This window comes from Blautia stercoris (assembly GCF_054657695.1).
The window spans coordinates 1,785,787-1,811,261 of the sequence record NZ_BAAHYF010000001.1; the positions used below are offsets into that span (position 1 = coordinate 1,785,787).

The following is a 25,475-nucleotide window of genomic DNA, read 5'->3' on the forward strand; positions in this document are numbered from 1 at the left end:
TTTTCTTACATATCCGGTGTGTCAGATTTATCCGGTGTAAATAATCTTCTTGCAACGTCTCTTGTAAATTCTCCGGTTTTTGCTGCTTCTTCAAATACAAGTTTAGTCTGTTTACGAATCAGATTTACTGTATCATCTACAATTGCTTTTGCTGCTTCTTCATCATTCATATTTTCAATTTTTACAATACGGAAAATAACAGCTTCATAAATACGAATTCCACCAAGGTTGGAAATAAAGTCAACTGCTACATCTACGCCTTTCTTCTGAAGGATTTCATCTGCTTCCGGAGTGGTAGGAATATTTGCTGCTTCAACAAGAAGAGAAGCTTTGATTTTATCTGCATTATCTTTATTGATAACATCTTCAAGTGCTGCCGGAATTAAGATATCACAGTCTGCTGAAATCCATTCGGTATTTGGAAGAACTTCATAATTATCTTCAAACGCTTCACGGTTTAATTCACCTTTTGGAAGTCTTGTTTCAACTAATTTTGGAATATTCAATCCGTCTTTGCAGTAAACCAGTCCGTTTACATCTGCGATACCAACTACTTTATAACCCATGTTATATAAAGAGTTAACACAACTTGCACCAACGCATCCGAATCCCTGAATCACTACGCTTGCGCCTTCTTTTCCGCCTTTTAATTTCCAGGCTTCATCGGCTGCAGCTGCAACACCGTATCCGGTGATCATGTCGTACATTTTAAATCCATCATAAGTTAATTCTTTTTCTGCTCTGTCATGATTTACAATTCCCTGATGGATATCCGGGTCTTCTTTCATTGCTTTTGTCTGAGGAATACCAATTCCCAGTTCATCTAAGATACGAAGTACATCTGAATAATCAACACCTAAGTCTCCACCGATGGAAACACCTGCGTTAATATAAGGAGCAGTTGCGGTTAAGAATCTCTTTAATACATCGAGTGCATCTGGAGCTTTGTAATCATAAGCAATACCTGCTTTACATCCACCTGTTGTCTGGGATTCACATGCTTTATATTTGTATCCCATTGTTGTTGCCAGACGAATTACTTCTTCTTTTGTTACTGTCGGATGCATTCTTGTTCCACCGCCACAATAATGTCCAACGAAGTTGTACGCACACATCCATCCTTTTGCATCTGTCTCTGTGTCATTCCATTCCACTACTACATACGGTTTGTTTGCCATTTTTTATCCTCCCTAAATCTTTCCTTTGTTCTCTATTACAGAACAGTGTTCTTATTTTCGTTCATTTTTTTACCCGACTTCCTGTCGGGTTCCTCTTTCATCTGTTCTTTATTAGAGAACTACGTTCTTTATTTGATAATTCTACTTTACCATCTTTTGTGTTTTTTTTCAATATTTTTCTTCTGCTTTTTTATTTTTCAGTAAACTTGCACAAGTTTATAACATTTTTTGTATCTTTGCGGCATATTCCTTAAGTATATTTGCATATAATTCAATTTTCTCGTCACTCATTCTAAGCGATGGGGCGCTGATACTCAGTCCACCTTCCACTTTTCCATCATGATTTAACAGTGCAACTCCCACACATTTAATGCCAAACATGATTTCCATATCATCGATTCCATAACCTCGAATTCGTGTTTTTTCAATTTCTTCTAAGAGACTTTTTTTATCTGTAATCGTATTTTCTGTATACGCTTCAAGCTTCCCTGAAATACATTTTTCGACTTCTTCTTTCGGCATACTTGCAAGCATCGCTTTTCCTACAGCAGTGCAATACATCTTACAGTCTTCTCCTGCAACCGATTTACTGACCATTCTTTGATGATCCGGTGAAATTCCTTCCAGATAGATTACACTGTCATCTTTTGGAATTGTCAGATAGATCAGCTCTCCTGCCTCATTTGCAATTTCTCGCATAAATGGTACTGCGACTCTTGTAATATCAAGTCCTTCACGAAATGCCCGGCTCAGAGTCATTACGGATACTCCCAGATGAAACTTTCCGGTTTCATCATCCTGTGTTAAGTATCCAAGTGCGGTAAAAGTCATCAGAATATTATGCACATTACTCTTATACAGCCCCAGTTTTTCACTGATTTCTGTTACTCCAAGCGGCTGCTTTTGTATAAAGCACTCTAATACTTCCATTGCTTTTTGCAGACTCTTTACTTTAACTTCTCCTTCTCTTCCCATAAACTTGCCCCTTTCTTAATTTTTTTAGGAGTCTTTTCTCTTTTATAGTACCATTTATATTTGTGTATCACAAGCAATAGTTTAATTTGTTAGTTGAGAAAAGAGATAAATTGCTGCAAAAATTGGAATAGAAAGAGCCAGAGGTCTACCCCACCTCTGGCTCTTTCGTTTTTTGTCACCTATGGATGACTTGTATCTCTTTGCCTATTGGCATTATGGCATATTCCATTTCCATTTTGCAATATACCAAAAATCAGATTTTTTTCTTTTTTCTTTTCAAGCACCGCACTGCTATTCCTCCTGCTGCAACCGCTCCGATTCCATAAATTCCCACATTCATTTCATCTTCTGTCACGGCTGCTTTGATTCCCTGTCCCACAGTTGTTGCACTGCCTGAATTTGCAGTTGTTTTTGTTCCATTTGTTGTGCTTGTCTGATTATTTTTACTGTTTTGATTTGTTTTCTGACCGAAGCTTGTGTTTGATTTGGAATCTGTTTTTGCGCCGGATTCGTCTTTGATTTTTTCAGTCTCGACGGTTAATATCAAATCTTCATACACAGATGCCAAAGTGATTATTCCATCTTTTACCTGACTTGTGACATCCGTATCTCCGAGCAGAACCTTTTTTATTTTCCATCCTTTTTCAGGGCTGAATTTCAACTTTGGTTCTGAAAACCGTTCTACAAGAATACTGTTTTCTTCTTGGTTTTCTTCTTGGTTTCCTCCCTCAAGACTGACCGTAACATGCTCTCCTTTTACAGTAATCTTATGGGAATCGGGCACGTCTGCACGAATTACGCTTTGAACCGTCTGGTCTGACAAATCATCGGGCGAATTCCTATCGGCTGCAAAAACCGTTCCCTGCACACTGACAAGCATACAGATTCCAGCCAGCACAGCGATTTTTTTCTTCACATTATCCTCCTCCAATTCACAAGTATAATGTATAGCAAATCTCTACTACATTGATATTTGACGTTGAATGATTTTTTCATATACAAGGCAGCGGAATGAAACGTAGCGGAGCTACGGTGGTTGACGCTAACGCAGTAGATGACAAATCAGACACGTCCATCATTCACTGTCTGCATAAGAGATTGTAAACGTAACAGTATCAGAGTAAGAACCGGATGCCGCTTTATTCCAGTCATCTTGTTTAATGTCGATAAGCAGAGAAGTTTCTTCTCCCTGCGCCGTATATTTTGCTGATGTAAACGGAGTATCTTTTCCTTCTTCCAAAATCTGATATGGAATTAATTTGCTTGAATCTTTCTGGTTCGTCAGATTTCCTGCGGAACTCATCGATACTTCAATACATTTTCCATCTTCCAACCATACTTTTTCCATTGAAATTTTTCCAAAGTTTTCTGTCAATTTATTGAAATGAACATTGGTATCCTGTGGAATCACTACGGTATATACCGGTTTGATTTTCGTTGAAATTTTCAGCGTCTGATTTTGATAAACGGATGGCAGCGTCAGCTTTTTATTGCTCAGCTGACTGGTGATATCTACGCCATCTAAAAGGATTTTATCAATCTCCCATCCGTCTTCGGTTTCAATCGTAAAGGTTGGAGTTGAAAAGCGTTCTATCGGAAATGCATCTCCCTCCCCTTCATCTTTTGAGTCCTCATAAGTAATCGTAACATGCGCATCTTTATCGATTGTAATCGTATGTTTATCCGGTACAGTTGCACTAACAGTACTGCTTTGCCGATCACCTGAAGTAGTCGCTGCTAAAACGATAATCCTCTGTTGTGTCATTATGACTGTCATTCCTATTAAAACTGCCATAATTGTTTTTTTCTTCATAATACTTCCCCTCTCATTTATTTATCATCCACGTAGGAAATCGTAAATGTCACGGTATCTGAGTAATCTCCCGACGGTGCTTTGTTCCAGTCATCTTGTTTAATACTGATGGTAAGCGGTGTCGCTTCTCCTGCCGTGTGATACCTCGCTGACACAAATGGTGTCGCTTCACTCGTTTTTAAAATCTGATAAGGAATCACATCACTCCGATTATTTTTGTTTTTCAATACTCCGTCAGAACTTAAAGAAACCTCAATGCATTTTCCCTCATCAAGCTGTGCATTTTCTACCTGAATCTTTCCAAATGATTCTGATAACTGATTAAATTCAACTTCTGTATCCACCGGAATCAGCACTGTATATGCCGGATTTACTGTATAACTTACCGTTGTCGTATTATTTGCATAGACAGTATTGGCAAGCATCACTGTAAAAAAGATTCCGGCAAAAAACCATTTTCTTCTCATAGTGTTCCTCCTATCTTTCCTTTCTTATGTGCGTTCGGAATCTTTTTGTGCCTAATTTTTTGATAAAATTCGGGTACAGCTGGCAAAAAATCAGCCATAAAAGTAAGTGCATTGAAGACTCCGAGCGCATATTATTACTACTGTACAATCAAGGTAGTTTCTACATTTGCTCCGTTCATTGCAGAGCCATCCTCAAGTGATGCTGTCGAAATCTTTATCACAGCCGGATATTCCCCTTTTTCAAGTCCATGCGACAGTGTTACGTTCGTAATTGCTTTCCCCGGTTCTACCATTTTCGAGGTATACAGAGTTTCATTTGTATCTTTTAACACCAGTTCAAATGTAAAGTAGCATGGATTTCCGGCCGGATTTTCCAGATTCATTTCTATGTCTGTTGTATCTGCCGGAACTGTAATTGATGGATATCCCGGAATCCGGATTCCTTCCGGTTTATCAGCTTCTTCATTGTTCCCGTCATTTGAGGCAGTCTCGCTTGCGTTGGAGTCCAGATTCGGCTCGAAAGCCGAATCCGGAGTTTTATTTTCCTTGTCTTTGTCTGTACCTCTTGTAAAATAAATTGCCCCTCCAATAATCACTGCAATCAGGCAGATAATAATTCCGATTAGTATTTTATTTGTTTTATTTTTGCCGTTCATCTGCACTTCCCCCTTGCTCACTACTCATAAGTAACGTCTACATTTAAGTTGCTGAGATAATATTTATCAGAATTTTTTCCATGTGCGTCAAATTCCAATGTGATATTATCTGCATCGGTGCCGTCTTTTGTATAAGTATACGTTACGGTCTCTCCGTTCTTCGCCTTGATGTCTTCTACTTCGGTTTTCCATTTTTCATAAGTCTTATTTTCTGTTCTGGAATGATAAGAAACTCTTAAATCTGCATACCCATCTTTTTCCATCGTAATCTTAAAGCTTATCTTTATCTTCATCTTGCTGTAGCTATTATGAACTGCCTGATAAGAAAGATTCGTCATATTCAGATGATATCTTGCCGGATTTTGTCCCGTATCGCCGGTTGTCTTTACAGAAGTCTGATTTCCATCCACATAGAATGTAAATTTAGTCAGTTCATGGTCATCCGTAACCAGATATCTGTTTGACGAACTTGATGGACGATAACTGTACGAATTATTTGCTTTCCAGCTTGCATGCAACACAATATTTTCTGCATCTTCAAGTTTTGCATTTTTCTTGCCTGGTTTATAGGTTACTGCTGTCGCATTTTTCAGTTTCCAGCCTTCAAAGGTCCAGCCATATCTTGTTACATTCTGTGGAAGCGAATAATTTTTGTTGTATACACAGTTAACTTCTGACTTCTTGTTATCATATCCGTAATCAAAGGTTACTTTATACGTGTTTGCTTTCCATACCGGATACAAGGTTGCAACGCCATTATTTGCATCCGAAAGTTTGCTTACCCATGCGTGGTCTCTATAATATGCAATGGTCTGGTTTGCTTTATAAGACCATCCGATGAAGGTGTAGCCTTTACATTCAAATTTGTTATCCGGCAGTTGTTTTGTCTGTGTATAATTCATTTTTATCTCACTCATTGAGCCGGTTGTTCCGACTCCACAGGTGGTAAAGCGGATGGTGTAAGTATTTTCCTTCCAGTTTGCGGTGTAACTGCGGTTTTCAGTTGAACCTTTTGTAATCGTCACTGTCATTTTATTCTCGGAAAGCCCAGTTCCACTCCATCCGGTAAAGGTATAGCCTGTCCGTTTCGGAGTTTCCAGACGAATTGGTCTGCTTTCCACATCGTAGCTTTCCGGATTAGAAGCACTTCCGCCATTTAAGTTATAGCTGATGGTATAAGTTTCTTTCTTCCATATTGCGGTACACATCAGATTCTTTGCCGGCATTTCCGATGGAATTTCAATGTTCCAGCTAACAAACTTATAACCTTTCCGTTTTGGTTCTTTCGGTTTGGTAATCTTTTCGCCATATTCCAGAGTCATTTCTTTGATTTCATTTCCGCCTTCTGTGTTAAAGCGGATTGTGTAAGTATTTTTCATCCAGACTGCCGTATAAGTTTCGTCATTGTCCGGCATCGTCTCAACGACTTCTTTATCCCATCCGACAAAGGTATAACCTTCCCGTTTTGGATTTGGTGCAGTCACTGTACTCTGATAACGAGCATCGGAAACCTTATCTGCTTCTCCATTTTCAAGAACAAAGGTCAGACGGTGAACATTTCTTGTATAGTGATACTGAATCACTGTCATCTCTGCGCCGTCTACTTTCTTTGTCTGTACCTGTGGTGAGGTAAATCCTGTGTAAGAGGTTACTTCCGGTGTCACAGTGCTGTCGGTATCGGCAGTTTTGATTTCACGTTCTTTTAAAACATAACCATTTCCATCTGCCTTTTCCTGATAGTGTTCCACCACGTAATTGATTTTCTTTGCTTCCCATTTTGCATATAAGGTCAGGTCTTGATCCGGCATTGTTCCGGTAAATGCAGTTTCATAGTTCTCATCCAAATACCAGCCTGCAAAGGTGTAACCCGCTTTTGATACGCCCGCAATCGCTGAACCATACCGCATCGTCTGAATCTTATCTTCCCTGCCATCGCAGAATTTCTCTGTCAAGGTATGGGTGTTTCTCAGATAACGGTAAGTAATATTTAATGTTCCATCTGCCGTTACGGTTGCTGTCTGTGTCTCTGGTGAGGTAAATCCTGCATAAGTCTTAACTTCCGGTGTCACACTGCTGTCAGTCTTTGCTGTAAAGCTCTCTGTACCTGCTGAGGTATATCCGTCATCATTTGCATTTTGCAGATAATGGCGCACGCTGTAGGAAACATCCTGTGCCTCCCATTTTGCATACAGAGTCAAATCTTTCGCCGGAACTGTTCCACCAAATTCCTGTTTTAACTCCTTGTCAAGATACCAGCCTGCAAACTGATAACCCATCTTTTCCGGACGGTATTCGATTTTTGATTCATACGCCGGTTCTAATGTAATATTCTCACTGCCGTTGTTTCTGTCTATTGTCACATTGTAACTGTTACGCTGATAGTAATAATTGAACACTTCCATATCATCCGATACCTGAAGTTCATAATACTGTTTTTCCGGTGAGGTGAATCCCTCATAAGTCTTAACTTCCGGTGCTACCATTTCACCTGCTGTGCCGATAAAGTTTTCACTCTCAGCCAGTTCATAATTTTCACCAAGTCGCACTTCCTGAATGTAATGGTTGACACGATAGGATTTCTTTCCAAGCTCCCATTTTGCATAAAGTTTCAAACTGTGTGCCGGCATTTCTGCCTTCTCAAGCGGTTTAGTCAATGCTTCATCTAAATACCAGCCGACAAATGCATAACCGGATTGTTTTGGAATATAGGAAATTTCTTCACCAAATAAAGTATCTTCAACCTTGTCTGCTTCTCCATTATTCTGTACATAAGTAACCGGATTGGAAACCCGATCATAATAATATTCAATGCTGGTATCTCCATAAGGACTTACGACTTCTTTCTTCGCCGATGGAGAAACAAAACCTTCATAAGTTTTTACTTCCGGTGTCACTTCACTGTCTGTAAGTGCAGTTTTCACTTCTTCTTCCACAAGCGTATAAGTCTTTTCATCGGTTGCAGGAAGATCCTGTTTGTAATGTCGTACGATGTATTCGGAATCTGTCGGTTCCCATTTTGCATATAAACTCAAATCATTGTCCGGCATTGTTCCGCTAAATGCAGTCTGATAAGTATCATCCGTGTACCATCCGCCAAACAGATATCCCATCCTTCCCGGGGTCTCAACAATCGATGCGCCATACTGAAGCCAGTAACGAATGATTTCTTTGCCATCAAATACCAGATTAATCTCATGCATATTTCTCTGATAACGATATTCAATGACAAGACTTCCATCTCCTAAAACCTTTTCTGTAACGGTTTCCGGTGCAGTAAATCCTGTATAACTTTTCACTGCCGGAGTTACCATTTCACCTGTCTTTGCAGAGAATACTTCTTCTTCCACTAATTCAAAATTATTCTCTTCTATTGGTTCTTCTTCCGCAATGGATGGGTCGATTTCCACGCTGTTTGCCTCGACTTCTTCGTTATGAACCACTTCCTGAAGATGTCTTACCGTATAATTTACTTTCTGTGTTTCCCATTTTGCATAAACTGTGCAGTCCTCTCTTGGCATCGTTCCGCCAAATAACTGCTCATGTGTTTTGTCTAAATACCAGCCTTCAAAGGTATATCCATCCCGAACCGGTACCGGAAGTGAAATCTTATCGCCTGGTTTTGCACTTACTTCTGTCTCGTCAAGTGTTCCGCCATCCGGGTCATATGTCAGTTTATATTTATTTAAATCATAGTAAACTTTTAATACCAGACTTCCATCTGCTTTTACTTTGCCTTTTGGAAGCTGCCCTTTTAAGTGGTAAACTGCCTCATCATAATCTGCTTCCGGTGCAGTCACTTCTTCTGCTGTCTTTCCGGAGAAGGTCTTGATTTCACCCACTTCATAGCCTTCTCCATCCGGATTCTGGATATAATATTTTACAGAATAAGCAATACCGTCTAATGGTTTCCATTTTGCCCGATAAGTCTTATCTTCTGCCGGAACATTTTCCGGAACTTCGCTGTCCCATCCATCAAATTCATATCCCGGTCGATATACCGCCGGTGTCGGCATGAGACTTCCGTATTTATAAATTCCCTGTGAGAGAATTTCTCCCTCAGATTCAAATGTGATTTTATGCTGTTCTCTCGCATAATAATACTCGATTTCCGTACTTCCATCTGCCTGTATCGTCTCGGTAATCTCAGGCGGAGTCTCAAATCCTGTCCGTTTCGTCGGAGTCGGTGTCACCTTAGAATCTGTCTTTGCCTTATATTTCACCGGAGTCTGCGCTTCATAGACACCATTTGTCTTTTCCACATAGTCCACAACCGTGTAATCCACATCCGCTGCTTCCCATTTTGCATAAACCAATGCATCATTGTCCGGCATGTTTGTCGGAATCGTATACGGTTTGGTCAGTTCTTCATTGCTGTACCATCCTGCGAAATTGTAACCTAAACGTACCGGATTTTTCGGTGCCTGAATCGGAACATTGTATTTTCCTACAATTGTTTCAATATAAGAACCGCCGTTACTCTGGAATGCAATGTAATAACCATCCCGAAGTTTATCCCAGTGCAGAGAAATCTTTCTTGTAATCGCTTTTGTATTAAATGTGCCCTCCTGGTTCTTCCAGGTAATTATCATTTCTCCATCCTGTTCCGGTTTGTTTTGCGGATCAACGCTGATGATGTTTGTCGCAGGGTCATAACTAAATGCCGGATTTGTCATCACGATGTTAAAATATTTTGAATTATCATCATAAATCTTTTCAAAATATTTTCCATCGTTTAAGCCATCTTTCATGTGCATGTACTGCATCTTGAAGTAATTATCAGAAAGCTGTACCGACTGAATGTCACGCTTCATGCTAATCTCTTCAACTTCATTCTGCGTATATACAAAATCCAGGACGCTCTCAAGACTTCCAACCCGATAGAGCGGCCATTCATTTTCATACAAAGTCGGACTGTAAGTAAATGCATTGGCAAGTGCCTGCGCCTGGAATTTAATTTCAAGATAAATACCGATTTCCAAATAAATCGCACCCATTGCCCTGGTCTGCCGTCCCGTCGATGCCGCATATTTTAATTCATAATACAGATAACCCCAAACCTGCGCATATCCACCGACTTCTGCGGAGATCCCCACACTGGCAAGTTTCGTAGAAATCAGCCCCACCTTGATTGTAAGCCTTACTCCTGCCCGAAGTCCAAGCGTTCCCATCGCATAAGCGGTAAATTCGTATTGTTCTTCACATAAATCAATCGTATCACTGGTTGCGCTTCTGTCTTTTACTTTTACACAGAACACATAACGTTTTGCATTTTTATACCAGTAACTCATACCCATTGAAATATTGACATTTGCAGATACTACAAAGTCTAAACGTACTTCAATATCGATAATTAATAAGACACGGAAATGCCGTTCCAGCAGCTTGCGGTTATAGATTTCCACCCAGTCTGAATCTTCTTCTAACAGTTCCGAATATCGCTCGGCAAGGCTCTTAGAAACCGAAATATCATCTCCTGAATCACCAAGACTTCCTGACAATTTCGATTTATCCGCAAGATAATCCTCGCCATTTTCCATCATGCTCTTAAGTTCTTCTGTTATCTTGTTGACACCTTTTCTAAGTTTCGAGCCATTATCGATAAATCCGGATTCTACGACCTTAAAGTTTACATTTAAACCGATTCCGGTATATTCATATAAATCAAAGGATGCCGTTACTCGATAATCTGCAATATACGGGAAAATCCCCCATCTCTTCCAGACTGCTTTTCCATTTACATTAATGTTGACACGAACTTCCTGTTCAAATGTCGCTGTCACTAAAATTTCAATATTTGCGCCATGTGCAACTTTGATGGTAATCTTCACACCGATATCGAGTGCCATGCGCACACCACTGATATCACCATCAAAATGCTTTAAGGTCGTTCCAAGATTTGCCTTTACGTGGTCAAGCTCTGCGGTCACACGACCAGGCTTTCCGCCTGCAAACGGCATGATTTTATTTATGTTTGTATTCGGCTGCAATGAAATTCCCGCGCCCAAATCATTGGATAAGGATTGTTCTAATTCTTCAAAGGACTCCGTCTGCATCGCTGCTTCGGCAATCCGCTCTACCACTTCATTTGCAAATCCACTCTCAACTGCCTGCTGTTCGATTTCATCTTCAAACTCGCCACGGTCGGTATCTTCTAAAAGTTCATTTCCATCTACTTTCTCTGTTCGATACACATCCATTGCTATCTGAATTTCTTCCCACGAAACAAGCACATAGTCTAATATGTAATCCTCCCCTGAAACGGTAACGCTTTGAATCTCCCCATAGAAAAGTGTCTCGCTGTTAATGTCCGTATAAAATGCAAGAAAATCACCGGCGTCAATTGTTGTCTCACTGCTAAGATTCATTGCCTGACTCATTTCGTCATCGCCAAAGGTCAAATCACTAACAGCAACTGTCGCACTGTTATTGTCTAGATCTCCATCCTTATCTTTCTCAGCAAGAAGCGGAATTACGTCCGGCATAAATAATACATCTTCTGCCTCAGCGCCACGATAGCTGTAAGACGTTCCATTTACTGCTGTAATTTCAAAAAAGGAAACATCACTGTTTTCTCCGGACGACAGTTCCATCGTCGGAATCACATCACCTGAATAGACTGCAATCTTATCTCCAACACTTAATTTCTGTTTGGTATAAGTAAATGTTCCGGAAGTTTCACTTCCCTCTTCCTGTACGGAACCATCTGCCCCAACTGTCATAACTGCGACGGAAACTGATTTTGCTTTCTGACCATTTACGGTTAAATCACTTAAATCATTTGTATGAATGTACTTAAGTTCACTTCTTAACTTTGCATTTTCAATTTCTGCCTTATAAACTGTAAAATCATACTCACGGATGCTTGTGTCATAGCCGGTAAAATACAGCGCATTGTTTTTTAATTCCAGTTTGTAAGAAGCACCTTCCGTCCATCCGTTTTCCTTTCCAACGGTAAATGTCTGGTCGCCGTTTTCGATGATACTTAATACAATTTCTTCCGAAGGGTCACTTACATTCTTAATCGTACATGCCTGTCGAAGTTCTTCTGCCGTTAATTTTCCACTCGTATCGGTAATCGAAATGGTGAAATCCGTTGCCACATCATACGCTCTCGCATAAGTTTCCATCGTGACCGTATCTAACGGCTGGGTATCGGTATAAGCCGCATATAACGTAATATCGCCTAACAGCCTGTCCTTACTGTCAACATACTTGGTACATTCCGCATCATAACACCAACCGATAAATGTTGCAGATTTTTTGACCGGCTCCGGCAGATTTGTAAGGGCCGTTCCTGCCGGAAAGGACTGGTCGGTTAATGCAACATTTTCGCCTGCTTGATTTTTGGTGTCCTGATACTGCGTACCGCCGTTTGTCTCATAATGAACGGTATAACGTGTCTCTTCAAATGCAATATCAAACGTCAGCTTATCGGTATATTCCCCTGTATAACTCGGTGTATCCGTTACGGTACAGTTAAAATTCTCCTCTGTCTTATTTTCCTCTGCACTTAAACTTGTTACAAGCGAATTGTTTTCGAGCTTTGTACCGCCCTCTTCCCCTCGGAGTTCATAACCCAATGCATGCTTTCCGTTTTTCAGCTTCCAGTCATTTTCTGACGCAACTGACACACTCACATAATCTTTGTCGTAAAATCCACCTGCTTTTGCTGAAATAGAAAGCGTACCGCCATCTGCCGATACCGTCTGTGGAATATCAATATAATAATAACGCTCGATCCATTTCGCATAAAGTACGATAGCTCCGGAATGATCCGCTGTATCTAAGGATGTAATGCGTTCCCCACTAAAATTTTCATCCTCATACCATCCGCCAAACTCGTATCCCGCCTTTGTAATATTTTCCTCTGTCGGCAGTTCGCCTGCCGGATAAGTGTCCGGTGCTTCATACCCCGATGTAAAAGCACCGCCATTCATCTTATAATCAATGCCATTTTCCTGAGTTTCACCCTGATTGCCTTCACTTGAAACTGCGGTACTCGCATTCCCTTCATTTACTTGATTGTCCGCAGAAACCGGCATCGGTATAGATGTGACAAATAATGCTGCACTCAGCAGCATACTAATCAGACGTTTCTTCATATTTCCCCTCCCCTTCTTTGAATTATTCCCTCTCGCATTCTTTCCTTGCTTTGCTTTTGAAAGGTAATTTTTCGCTCAATAACCATTACTTCTTTGACATTAATTTTATCAAAAACGGATTTTGTTTCACATGCCCGTTTGACATCAAAAAAGTGCCTGTTTCGTATTTCATCATACAAAACAGACACTCTGTAAAAGCAGGTATAATAAAGGTTCCGAAAGCACATCTCTTTACTGGTTTACAAATTCTTTTATTTTATCCCGTTTATCAATATGAAGTTTTTCCAAAATTCTCGAAACATAATGTTTTACCGTATTAACCGACAATCCCAGATGCTCCCCGATTTCCTGATTTGTCCAGTCACGGCAGGCAAGCATCGCAATGGAGTACTCCAGCGGTGTGAGCAAATCCGTAACTGCCTTTTGCATCTTCGGATTATGAATCTTCATCCAGCCTCTGCTAAATGCAATCACTCCATCTACTAATTTTTTATATACTTCCGGCTCACTTTTTCTGATACAGGCCTCTAATACCCCTTGAAGCAAGCCATGATATTCGATAAACGGTTCTAAAAATCCATCTTTTCTTGCCATTTCCCACGCAAAAGAAACTGATTTTTTCGCTTCTTCCTGCTCTCTTAAATTAATCTGACACATCGCAGCCACACAATTTAAATAAATCATCGATATCGGATAGGTTCCGTCCGACATCAACATCGCAGACTGAACGATTCCCTGCGCTTTGGCATACTCCATTCTAAGATAAGTCTCATGTGCAAGCAGGCTGCTCGCAAACAGACGCTGACCAATTGGCAGATATGGAATGTATTTTTCCAAAGGCGGAATATTTTCTTCCGGTGGAATGTGGATAAAAATGCTGATGACATAAAACGCAAAGACACAGGATGCCTTTTTCTCGTTTGTCTCATCCTCCTGAAATGCCCATTTTAAACACTTATAGACGTCTTCTCTGGAACTCTGCGCTTCCCTTGCATTTCCAAGCGTAAGATTTGCAAAGGTATACAGCATATCTGCCGAAAGTCTCAACATAATATCCTCACTGGAAAGATAGTTTTCCACAATCTTCACACAGTTTTCCGCCTGTGCTGAAAAAAAATACAATTCTGCCTGTGCAATCTCGGAAAGTTCCTTATCCTGTATCCTTTCAATTGCCTCTTTTGCCCCTCCCGGCTCAAACGCACTGCCAACAAGCGGTAAGACCGTTCGTTTTTTATTCTCACTTTTCAAAGAAAACTTTGTGCCGTCCGGCATACGAAAAAGCTGTTCAAAATTTGCATCCAGCACTTCGGCTATCTGCTTTAATTCCGTAAGTGTTAAGGTGTCCCTTTGCAGTTTTTTATAGAAATTCTGCCGTGTCTGTCCCAGGTTTTTTGCTAATGCAGCGATACTGATGCCCTGTTTCTGACACATTTCTTTTACAAGGTCTGATGTAGTCATAAAATGTCCCCCTTCAAATCATTCGCTTATTTTTCTCTATTAACGTCAACCATCTGGTTACCATTTTAAGACAAAAAAGTTAAATTTTGAAGTGTGTTTTGAAATTTTTTGTCGTGATTTGCTCTACTTCCTCTACATCAATTCCTTTGATTTCGGCAATACGCTTTGCCACTTCCGGAATCATCAGACTTGTATTTCTGCTCTTTTTCCACTGCTTTCCGGAAATCCCCTCCGGTGCTTTTGGTTTTACATACGGTCCATCGGTTTCCAGCACAAGAAATTCCAAAGGTGTCTCTTTCACCGCTTCTTCTAATGCCCTGCTCGTCTCAGTTCCTTGTAAAAGATAGCCTCCAATTCCAAGCAGAAAACCAAATTCCTGTGTATAAATCCTTGCAGTTTCAGCATCTCCTGTAAAACAATGACACACTCCACCATGCAGTTTCTTTTTAAAGAATCGCAAAATCCGAATGGTATCCCTGTCCGCAAGACGAATATGTAAAATGACAGGAAGATTACGTTTATCTGCCAAAAGAATCTGCCAGATAAACCACAGTTTTTGCTTTAACCGATACTGTTCTCTTCTAGCATGGTGATAATCCAGCCCCAGCTCACCAATCGCAATCACTTTTTCATCCTTTGACCACTCTTCAACCTGCTTTCTCGCACTCCAAGGCGTCTGTGGCGTTCTTGTCGGATGCACTCCTACTGCCGGGAAAACAAAATCTGGATACTCTCTGCTGAGGTCTAAAAGTCGTTCATTGGATTCTAACTCAATCGCAGGCTCGATGACTGCTGAGATTTTGGCAGAACGAAACTCCTCGATTAAGTTTGAGCGCGTGGTGGTTGAAAGGGAATGGGTGACTGGAGAGTAATATAAAAATGGGGTGGAGTAGGATGGATGGGAAAGGTGGATGTGGGAATCAATGAACATGGTGAACCTCCTTGGTAAACGGTGAAACGAGAGTACCTTTTTCTTCAATGTCATTTAGTTAAGGCATTGGATACGTAGCCCTCCAGCTCTTTTGTTTTGTTTTTTTTGCATATTCAGTTTTGAATTTCAATTTAGATATTCTTTAATCCACTTAAGTCTAACTTATAAACTGTATTCTCTAGCCTCGCTTCTTCCAGAAATATAATCATATAAATTGGCAAATACACTCGTTTTCCGTCTATTTCTACATTTCCTTCCGAGAAAATCAGTGCTTCATCAATCTGGTAATCTTGATTTTGCAAAATGTTATTTAATGCTGAATGTCTCTTATAATCTTTTCCTGATTTTATTTCCAACGGAGTCACCTTTCCATTTAGCTCAATTACAAAATCAAGTTCTCCCTGTTTCTTACTGTTGAAATAATATTCTTTATGTCCATGTAAAAGCAATTCCTGTGCAACTACATTTTCAAAAAGAGCGCCATTGTTAATCGATTTATCCTGATTCAGAATTGCCAGTTTTACCTGATTGGAATATCTGCTGGTCAACAAACCAACATCTGAAAAAAACAATTTGAAAAGATTTCTATTTTCGCTAATAACTAGCGGTAATTTAGGTTCTGCTATATTGTATACGGGAATCACCACGCCAGCATCTTTCAACCACAGAAAATCATTTTCAACCCGGTCATAACTCATTCCTTTTCCTATACTATTTAATTGAAATCTCTTGTTTTTCTGGTCCAGTTGTCCAGGCATTGCATCATATATTTCACGCAATTTAAGCTTATATCTAATCTCATATTTAGAAAAATCCTGTTTATATAACCTGATAATTTTCTCATGAACCTGAGCTACTTTTTCCAGGTCATTCGTGCGAAGATACACATCTACTGCTTCCGGCATTCCACCTACAATTAAATACAAATAAAACACTTCCAACAGTTTAGAATGTACATATTCATCTACAACGACCTTATTTTTAAATTTCTCTTCCAGCATTTCAAAAATTTCTTTGTTTATCCCGACTGCAAGTGCAAACTCTTTAAATCCCATAGGATACATATCATATATTTCCATATAACCCACAGGTGCTGAACGAAGGTCATTTAACTCTACTCCCAGCAATGAACCGCTCATAATATATCGGAAACTTCCTTCTTCTACCAAAAATTTTACTCTTGTAACGATATCTTTAAATTCCTGAACTTCATCTAGAAATATAATTGTTTTTCCTTTTTTCAATTTTCCATTTGCAGTTAAGCTTAAACGCATCAATAACTCTTTGGCATCTTTTGCTTTTGAGAATACATCTACAAGCTGTGGCTGTTCGATAAAATTAATTTCAACATATGGAAATCCACTTTCTTTTAAGCACTCACGAATCAAATATGTCTTTCCAATCTGTCTTGCCCCAGTTAACATAAATGCGTCTTTTCCTGTTTTGATCCATTCCTGAATCTTTCTTTTTGCCAAACGCTCCAACATTTTGCACCTCCGTATAATAAGTTTACATCTTTTTCAACTTTATTATACAGTTGCTTTTCAATTTTTCCAACCTATTTTTACCGCATTTTTTCAACTTTTCCAACCTGTTTTGACCATGTTTTTCCAATTTTTCCAACCTGTTTTTACCGCATTTTTTCAACTTTTCCAACTTTCAGAAAGCTTTTAGGTTTTTTTCTTCCCCTGTGTGTTAGGATAGTTGTTAGTGAAAGATCATTACTTTTGTGGCAGTATAGAGCTATCACGGAAAAGCTACTTAAAATCTGCTCAAAGCACATTCGCTATTTCCTTTAATTCCGTAAGCATCAAAGTATCCCTTTGCAGTTTCTTATAAAAATTCTGCCGAGATTGCCCCAACTCTTTAGCTAAGACAGCGATACTGATGCCATGTTTCTGACACATCTGCTTTACAAGGTCTGAAGTTGTCATAGCATCCCTCTTTTCCATATAACGTCAACCATTTGATTACCCTTCTAAAGGAAAAAAGTTAGATTTGGAAGTGGGTTTTGACATTTTTTGTCGTTGTCTGTTCGACTTTAGTTATCTATTAACGGCAAGAAAGACCCAGAAGCCAAACTACCGGGTCTCTCTTACATTTTCAGGATTAATTAAATTTTAACCTTCCTGCTGATTTTCTTTTTCTTTCTTGCGTCTCCAGATAAAGAAGATTACGCCTCCTCCAATCACTACAAGAATTGCTACAATCGAACCATAGAATAACGGTTTATTTGCATAGAAGATTACAACATTACTCGGTGATACGGTTACTTTAGAAAATACTTTATCATAAGTATTTGTTTCACTTTCATTTTTATGTGCAGCATAGTCTGTACAGATAATCCGCACATTTTCCTGATAACCCTCTGGGACTTTAAATGTAACTTTACCATCATTTTCATCTAAGTATTTTTCCAGTTTATCACCCGTTAAATCGACCAGAGTAGTTCCTGATTTTGATGAATTCTTTTTATTCTTATCTGATACAACAACCTTAAAAGATTTCAACTTACCGCCATCATCTGTAGGAATTGCTGTTACAACCTGTTCTTTTGTTTTATAACGTCCATCATTTTCCAGACCACTGACTGCTACGATTGGTGCAGTCTGGTCTACTACCCATGAAAGATTCAGACCTTTTACATCACTGTAGGCGGAAGTCTCTGTTTTATCCACAGATTCAACTACAATATTGTATTCGCCCTCTGCATCAAACAAATCTTTATCAATCGTGTACTTGCGGACACTCCATTCATCTTCTGGACTGCTTGTTTCTGTTGTATACTCTGTATCCTCTTCAAGCTCTTTTCCATTTAATTTCACAGTATAATTTTCAACAGGATCCGTGTTAATTTCACTGATGACCAGGTCTTCATTTACATCATATACATAATACTGATTAATTAAATTCTCTGCGTCCTTATTAATCAAGAATGTAGAACCATTACGGTTGATCGAAAAACTTACGCTTTCATATTCTTTTTCGTCGTCCAGAGTAAATTTCTTATATTCATTATTTGCCAGGTCTTTTGCACTACAGGTTAATGTATAAATACCATCCTCTTCCAGATTTTCTACTGTGATAGAATATTCCTGGTTATTTTTGTTTGTATTAACATCCCCAAGAGGAATCTCTTTCTTCTCATAAGAGCCATTTTCAGAACGTGTTACCGCTTCAAGTACTGGTTTAAACTCTTTAGAAGTAAAGTTGTCTGCTGTATCTGTTGCTGTAATTGTAAATCCATAAGTTTCATCTTTGTTTGCAGAATTTGCTTTAATATTAGAAACATGAATCGTTGGATGCTTGGTATCAATTGTAAGCTGTTTCGATGTATAAGTTTCCATCTTGTTTGTGGAACGGTCAGTATAATTAATTGTGATAATATAATCTCCATCCTCACTCAAACTAAATGTTCCTGTATGTACATCTGTACTGTTATTGGACCAGCTTGCAGTCATTGCATTTCCATTGGCTCCATCTTTTGCCACAGATATCTGGACATCTTCTGCATAGAAGTTTGCCTCATTAATCTGAACAGTTACATCAATTTTTCCAGAATAATAAGAAATTCCATTTACTTCCTGGACTGGTTTGTTATAAGTAACAGAAGCCGTCGGAGAAATGTTATCTACTACTGTTCTGCTACTGTCTTTTAAATCAGTTGTATTGGTTGCAGTATCATGAGCCACAAAATCTGTTGTTCCATTAAACTGGTTGTTACTTCCTAAAGCTGACCTTGGAATCGTGAAGGATGAAGTAAACGTACTTCCATTTTTCTTAATCTGTGCATTATCTAGTGCTGCATCTATCAATTCCGCATTTACACTGCTTACGCCACTTGCTTTTCGATAACTATAGACGAAATGGTCTACGCCAGAAGTATTATCTTCTGCACTAATTGTAACGGTAACCATCTGTTTATAGAAGCGATATGGAAGTGCACCAATCGTCTGATTTTTCACTGGTTCACTGTAGGAAATTTTCAGATTAGAAGGAGCCGTCTTATCAACCGTAAACTGATCTTCTTTATAATCTGCTGCATTTCTTAACGCAAGGTCTTTGTAATCAATATCAAAGGTATAATTTGCATCTGTATCATAAGTAATATTTGCCGAATAAACATCACCATTTCTGGTCCAGTTTCCTCGATTAGAAAGGTATCTTGCAAAATCTGTAACAGAAACATCAGCACCATTTACGTCTTTTGCGGTTACAACTGCTGCCACATCATCTGCACGGAAGTTATGTTCTGTAATAGAAATCGTTGCAGTCTGTACTTTATTAAAGTATTGTCTTTCACCTGCGGTTTTCTTTACGTCGCCATTTCCATAACTTACATTAATGACCGGATTAATCGTATCAATTACAATTTTTTCTGACTGATAAGTCTGCATCTGATTTGTGGAGCGGTCGGTGTAAGTCATTGTAATCACATAATCACCATCTCCGGAAAGAGTAATGCTTCCTGTCCAGGTATCACCGGACTGCTGCCAGTTTGTCGGAGCTTGCTCCTTATTGTTGACACGAATATCCACATCTTCTGCATAAAAGTTTGCTTCCGTTACTTTGAATGTAACTGTAACATCTCCATCATAATACAAGATGGAATTTGTGCCTTCACCATAATTATACTCTGATTTTGTCAGTAATGTATCTGCATCTACTATCTGTTTTGCCTGCGGATATAAGACCTGACGAGTCGGAGAAATATTATCTACAATATTTACTCTTTCACTGTCATTTTTAACCTGACTGTCATTACCCGCCATATCTGTTGCAATAAATGAAACAGAACCTCTAAACTGCTCCTTATTTGTTGCTTTTAATTTAAATTTACCAGTTGCTGTCTTTCCATCCTCTGAGAATGTCAAATCTTTTCTGGAAATGGTTTCTGTACGTTCTTTCACATTGACACTGCTTGTATTCGCCTCTTGTTTATAAGTCCAGGTCAAGTAATCAATTCCAGAAATATCATCTTTTGCAGTTAAGGTAACTTCTACTTCTTCTTTATAAGAATAATATCCAAAGGTAATCGCATGAAGAACTTTCTGCCATGTCTTAATATGTGTACTGTAGGATATCTTCATATCATTCAGATTCGGAGCTTCTTTATCTACAATAAACGCATCTGCAAAATCTTTCTCCAGATTATGTCCTGCAAGGTCTGTGTATTTAAAGCTTACATCATATCTCGCATCCACATTAAATGGAACTTCTGCTTCCCATACGCTATTCTTTTTATCTACCAGTTTCCAGTCATTCCAATCTTGTAGTTTAGAATACTTATAGTTAACGTTCTTACCCTGAACATTCTTAGAAATAACTGAAAAGTTCACTTCATTCGGACGGAAGTTTCGCTCTGTCACACGAATTGTAGCTGTACGATTATTCTTATAATAATTACCATTTTTTGCACTGTTATTATCGTAAGAAACTTTCACCTGCGGTTTTACAGTATCAACTGTAATAATATTAGAGGTATATTCTTTTGTTCCTTCTTTATTTTCATACTCATCAGAAGTATAGGACATTTCATTATCAGAACTGTCAGAATAATCCATCTTCAGCTGATAATCACCATCTTTTTCAAACGTAATCTCACAGCTTACTGTATCCTGTCCTGCTGCTTTCCATTCTGAAATCGAATAGCTTCCTTTTTCACTTTTTGCTTCTGTAACCGGACCACTATAGAGTTCTTTTCCATCACGAGTCAGTGTAACACTTGCATCTTTTTCAAAGAAGTTTGCTTCTTTTACTTTGATAGTTGCTTTTACTGCTCCATCATAAATGAATCTTGTATCATCGTTTACTTTTTCTTTTTCTACAGTTGCTCTTGTAATCTTAGAATCAGTGTCTTTTTCTACCATAGATTTCAAGACTGTTTTCTTATCCACTGGGGTATAAGAAATGTCTACGATTGGTGCAATATTATCTACGATACGGATAATATCATCCTCTTTTTCAGATTTACTTCTATTTGCCTTATCTGTTACGCTGTAAGACATAGAACCTCTGAACTGTTCTGTCTCTGATGCTGTAAGCGTAAATGTTGTAGTTGCCGTACTTTTATCATCTGAGAATTTCAATTCATCGTGAAGGACTTTCTCTTCAATTTTATCTTTATTTATTTTGCTCGTATTTTCTTCTTGATTATATGCCCATTCAATATAATCTACTCCTGCGGTTTCATCCTTTGCAGTCAGAGTAACTTTTAAATCAGCCTGATAGGTATAATATCCAAAGGTAATCGCATTTAAAACTTTCTTCCAGGTTTTTACTTCATTGCTATACTTAACACTAATCTCTGGTTTCGTTTTATCTACAACAAATTTTTCGTCCCAGTTCTTTGTTAATTCATGCCCTGCAAGGTCTGTATAATCAAAGGTAACATGGTATCTTGCATCTACATTAAATGAAACTTCTGCTTCCCAGGTGTCCGTTGTTCCTTCTACAAGACTCCAATCATCCCAGCTATTTAAATTTTGATATTCTTTGACAACTTCACCTTTTATATTTTTTGCTTCAACTTTAAAATCCACTTCACTTGGACGGAAGTTTCTATCTGTCACCTGAACTGTAGCAGTTCTATCTGCCTGATAATAATCTTCATCAGCATTTGTGATAACGTCATTATTATCATAAGTGACTTTCAATTCTGGTGCTGTTGTATCTACTGTAATGATATTAGAAATATAACCATCTTTATATTTCATCTCATTTCCAGAACGGTCCTGATAACCTGCAATTCCTACTTGATAATCTCCGTCTGCTTTTAACTGTATTGTGCAAGTCGCTTTATCATTTTTCTCATCAACAGTCCAATCTGAAATGCTATAGCTGTCTTTTTCTTCCTGTGCTTTTTCTATTGCACCATTCCAGATTTCTTTTCCATCACGTTTGATTACAAGTGGTACATCTTCTTTAAAGAAGTTTGCTTCTTTTACTTCAATGGTTACTTCTACTGTTCCATCATAGATAAATCTAGTATTTTCATCTATCTGGTCTACATTGTTTCTTGTAATCTTTTCATCTGTATCTTTTTCTACTGTTGCTTTTAATTCCGCACCATTCACTGCCTGATAAGAAATATTAACTTCCGGCTGGGTGTCGTCTACAACAACTGTGTTCTTACTATCTTCTATTTGTGTTGATACATTTCCTGCATTATCAATGGCTTTAAATGATACATTTCCACGGAATTGTGGTTTAATTTTAAAGGTATAGCTTACTGTGCCATCTTCATTTTTCTTCCAGTTTTTATCAGAAGAATCAAATTTTACTTCTGTTTCAGCCTGACCTTTACTGGATAAACTAATGGTATTTGATTGATACTGATATTTGAAGCTGGCAATTCCTGATACATCATCTTTTGCTGTGAGAATTACTTCTGCTTCTTTCTTTCCAAACAAAAAGCCTTTAAACTTATCAATCAAAGATTCTTTTTTATATTCTATCTTTAAATTCGTTGGATTTTCTTTATCAATCTTCAGTTCGGAAAGTTTAACTGCATCTGTGATTGCTCCAGTTGCCTCTTCTCTGAGATAAATATTTGTATCTGTTGTACCCTCTGTGTCATGAGTAACAGACGTAGTCCAATTATTTTCCTTCAGTTTATTGCTATAACTGATTTGATATCCATCTTTCGCTGTAATTTTAATATTTCCAATATACCAGTCATTTTTTGCATCTGCTTTCTCTCCGGAAAGAGTATAAAGATTTTCTGACGTTTTCAAATAAGACACTTGTAACTGATAGGAAGTCTCACACTTCTGATACTTTTCATCTTCTGCTTTCACTGCCTTAACTGTGATTGTACCAATCTTTCCATCTACAAATGTAACTTTACCTGTTTTTTTGTCAATCTTTGCATTTAAAGGATTTTCTCCATCAATGCTGTAAGCAATAGAGCCGGTTCCAACTCCCTTTCCACCTGCTGCTTCTGGAATTTCAACTTCTTTTGCAGACTGAGCATAATCTGTTTTTCCATAGTATAAAGAAATATTTTTTTCAGCAAACTCAATCTTCTGAGTTGCTTTATTAATTGTTAATTTGTAAGTTGCAGCTGCCTCTTCATAACAATCATCACCTGCTTTTATTGCCTGTACTTCTATAATTCCTGTAGAGAGAATTGCAAGTTCTCCAGATTCTGCATTAATCGTTGCAACGGTTCCTGTCTGTACTTCTTTTTCTTCTAAGTTCTTTTCAGAAACAATTTTATAAGAAACTGTTCCAGTTCCACTGCCACCATCTAATTCATTTCCGTATTTATTTCCATTCTGATTCCAGATAATTTCTGTTTTTGCATGCACAAAATGCAGATTATTCTGTTGTGCCTTTGAAACTTCTAAAGTATAAACTGCTGTTGCGGATTCATAATCTTCATCTTCAATTTTTGTTGCCTGTACTTTTACAGTTCCGGCTTTGTTGATTGTTAATTCACCGGAATTTAAGTCAATGTCTGCTACCTCGTTACCTTGAATAATCTGATAGGTAACTTTACCATTTCCTTCTCCACCAGATGCAGTATTTACAAACTTATTTTCATTTGGATTATAGGTAAATTCCGATGGATTTGTGATTTCAAATTTAAATGCTCCATCCGTCTGATTTTTTTTCAGCGTTGTAATACTATAAGCTGCGGACTGTGACTCATAACAGTCATCACCTGCTTTTGTACCTTCTACTACAATTTTACCCGCTTTATTAAAAGTTAATTTTCCAGTTACTTTATCAATTGTGGCAAAATCCTGTCCTTCTATAATTTTATAAGTAACAGTACCTCTACTTTCTCCACCTTCAAGAATATTCGTGTATCCCTTATTTTTTAAATCTACCAGATAACAATCTTTTGGTGATTGCTCTTTAAATTTTACTCCTGTCTGGTTTGCTTTTAAAATCGTCAAAGTATAAGAAATCTTGGTTTCATCATACTCTTCATCACCAGCTCTGGTTGCCTCAACCTTAACAGTTCCGGCTTTTTTGATTGTTACTTCTCCTGTTTTTTCATCAATCTCAGCTACATCTGCGTCTTTTCCATCCGTGTTTTTTTCTTCGGTAATGGCATATTTTACGCTGATTTCTGTACCAATCGCTGAGATTGCAGGATTGCTGAATTTATTATCATTTGTTCCATAAATAATGGTTTCTGGATTTTCTGTCTCAAATATAAAATTCGGGTCATACACCGGACTCTTTGTCAACTTCGCATTGCACTTACTATTCTGTCCGGTAATTGTAAATTTCGTTGTTGCAGACTCAAATCCATCCATTGAAAATACCATTTCATATTCTGTATTAAAGAAAAGCAAAATGGTATAATCTCCGTTTTCATTTGTATAAGTAGATTCTTCTCCGGCAGTAACTAATGCACCCTCAAGAGGTGTATTATCAGACTGATTGGTCACTCGTCCTGTCAGACTTACTTTTGTCTCACTCAATACGAAATCACGTTCTGTCAGAACATTCTCTGCATTCACTACCTGAACTTCTTCATCTTTATAGACCTCATAACCATAAGCAGAAATTTCTGTAATGCGGTAATATACCTCTGAATCTTGTTTTTGTAAAGTACTGATAGGTAAGATTTTTGCAGTTCCCTCTGCATCTGTCATTACACTCAAATTCAATACATTTTCTTTTACAGATTCTCCTGTGGCATCTGTATAGATTTCATAAGATATTTTTGCTCCTTTTATCGGCTGTTGCTTACTGTCTGTAACTTTAACAGTATAAGCTTCTTCCTCCTGCACAGCTTTTGTCTGTGAAGTTTTCTTATTAGAAGATTTCGGTGTCGAAGCATAGGCAACCTGACACGGACTTAAAATCATTTCAAGTATTACAACAATACTCAATATGACAGCCCAAATTTCATTTTTCTTTTTACCTGTCATCT

General features: G+C 38.3%; 12 protein-coding genes. All 12 read right to left on the reverse strand.

The features are described from left to right. Positions 1-5 precede the first annotated feature (5 nt). The 12 genes from ACYQ2D_RS08620 to ACYQ2D_RS08675 all read right to left on the reverse strand — a co-directional run bounded on the left by ACYQ2D_RS08620 (position 6) and on the right by ACYQ2D_RS08675 (position 25,473). Positions 6-1,178, reverse strand: coding sequence for a Glu/Leu/Phe/Val family dehydrogenase (locus ACYQ2D_RS08620; protein ID WP_022304226.1), 1,173 nt, complete (start codon positions 1,176-1,178; stop codon positions 6-8). Positions 1,179-1,394: 216 nt separating this feature from the next. Beyond that, a complete protein-coding gene (locus ACYQ2D_RS08625; protein ID WP_022304225.1) occupies positions 1,395-2,153 on the reverse strand; it encodes an IclR family transcriptional regulator in 759 nt (252 codons plus the stop codon). A 253-nt stretch (positions 2,154-2,406) separates the two neighbouring features. Next, on the reverse strand, positions 2,407-3,069 hold the full coding sequence (locus ACYQ2D_RS08630; protein WP_187558826.1) for a hypothetical protein: 663 nt from the start codon (positions 3,067-3,069) through the stop codon (positions 2,407-2,409). Between the two features lie 159 nt (positions 3,070-3,228). Continuing rightward, positions 3,229-3,966 carry a hypothetical protein gene (locus ACYQ2D_RS08635; protein WP_187558825.1) on the reverse strand — a complete coding sequence of 246 codons (738 nt, stop codon included), beginning with the start codon at positions 3,964-3,966 and terminating at the stop codon, positions 3,229-3,231. 17 nt (positions 3,967-3,983) lie between these two features. Continuing rightward, positions 3,984-4,433: a hypothetical protein gene (locus ACYQ2D_RS08640; RefSeq protein ID WP_118701242.1), complete on the reverse strand. Its 450-nt coding sequence runs from the start codon at positions 4,431-4,433 to the stop codon at positions 3,984-3,986. Between the two features lie 137 nt (positions 4,434-4,570). Continuing rightward, positions 4,571-5,089 (reverse strand): hypothetical protein, encoded by a 519-nt coding sequence (locus ACYQ2D_RS08645; RefSeq protein WP_187558823.1) that lies wholly within the window; start codon positions 5,087-5,089, stop codon positions 4,571-4,573. A gap of 20 nt (positions 5,090-5,109) precedes the next feature. Beyond that, entirely contained in the window at positions 5,110-13,191 is an 8,082-nt protein-coding gene (locus ACYQ2D_RS08650) for an InlB B-repeat-containing protein (RefSeq protein WP_459785154.1), read from the reverse strand. 231 nt (positions 13,192-13,422) lie between these two features. Continuing rightward, on the reverse strand, positions 13,423-14,649 hold the full coding sequence (locus ACYQ2D_RS08655) for a helix-turn-helix domain-containing protein (RefSeq protein ID WP_330600401.1): 1,227 nt from the start codon (positions 14,647-14,649) through the stop codon (positions 13,423-13,425). Positions 14,650-14,728: 79 nt separating this feature from the next. Beyond that, the gene (locus ACYQ2D_RS08660; protein ID WP_187558821.1) at positions 14,729-15,580 is read right to left on the reverse strand and encodes a TatD family hydrolase; all 852 of its coding nucleotides are present in this window, start codon (positions 15,578-15,580) and stop codon (positions 14,729-14,731) included. A 131-nt stretch (positions 15,581-15,711) separates the two neighbouring features. Then, positions 15,712-17,067: an ATP-binding protein gene (locus tag ACYQ2D_RS08665; protein WP_187558820.1), complete on the reverse strand. Its 1,356-nt coding sequence runs from the start codon at positions 17,065-17,067 to the stop codon at positions 15,712-15,714. Between the two features lie 285 nt (positions 17,068-17,352). Next, entirely contained in the window at positions 17,353-17,514 is a 162-nt protein-coding gene (locus ACYQ2D_RS08670; RefSeq protein ID WP_459785156.1) for a helix-turn-helix domain-containing protein, read from the reverse strand. A gap of 186 nt (positions 17,515-17,700) precedes the next feature. Continuing rightward, positions 17,701-25,473 carry a carboxypeptidase regulatory-like domain-containing protein gene (locus ACYQ2D_RS08675; RefSeq protein ID WP_459785158.1) on the reverse strand — a complete coding sequence of 2,591 codons (7,773 nt, stop codon included), beginning with the start codon at positions 25,471-25,473 and terminating at the stop codon, positions 17,701-17,703. Positions 25,474-25,475 lie beyond the last annotated feature (2 nt).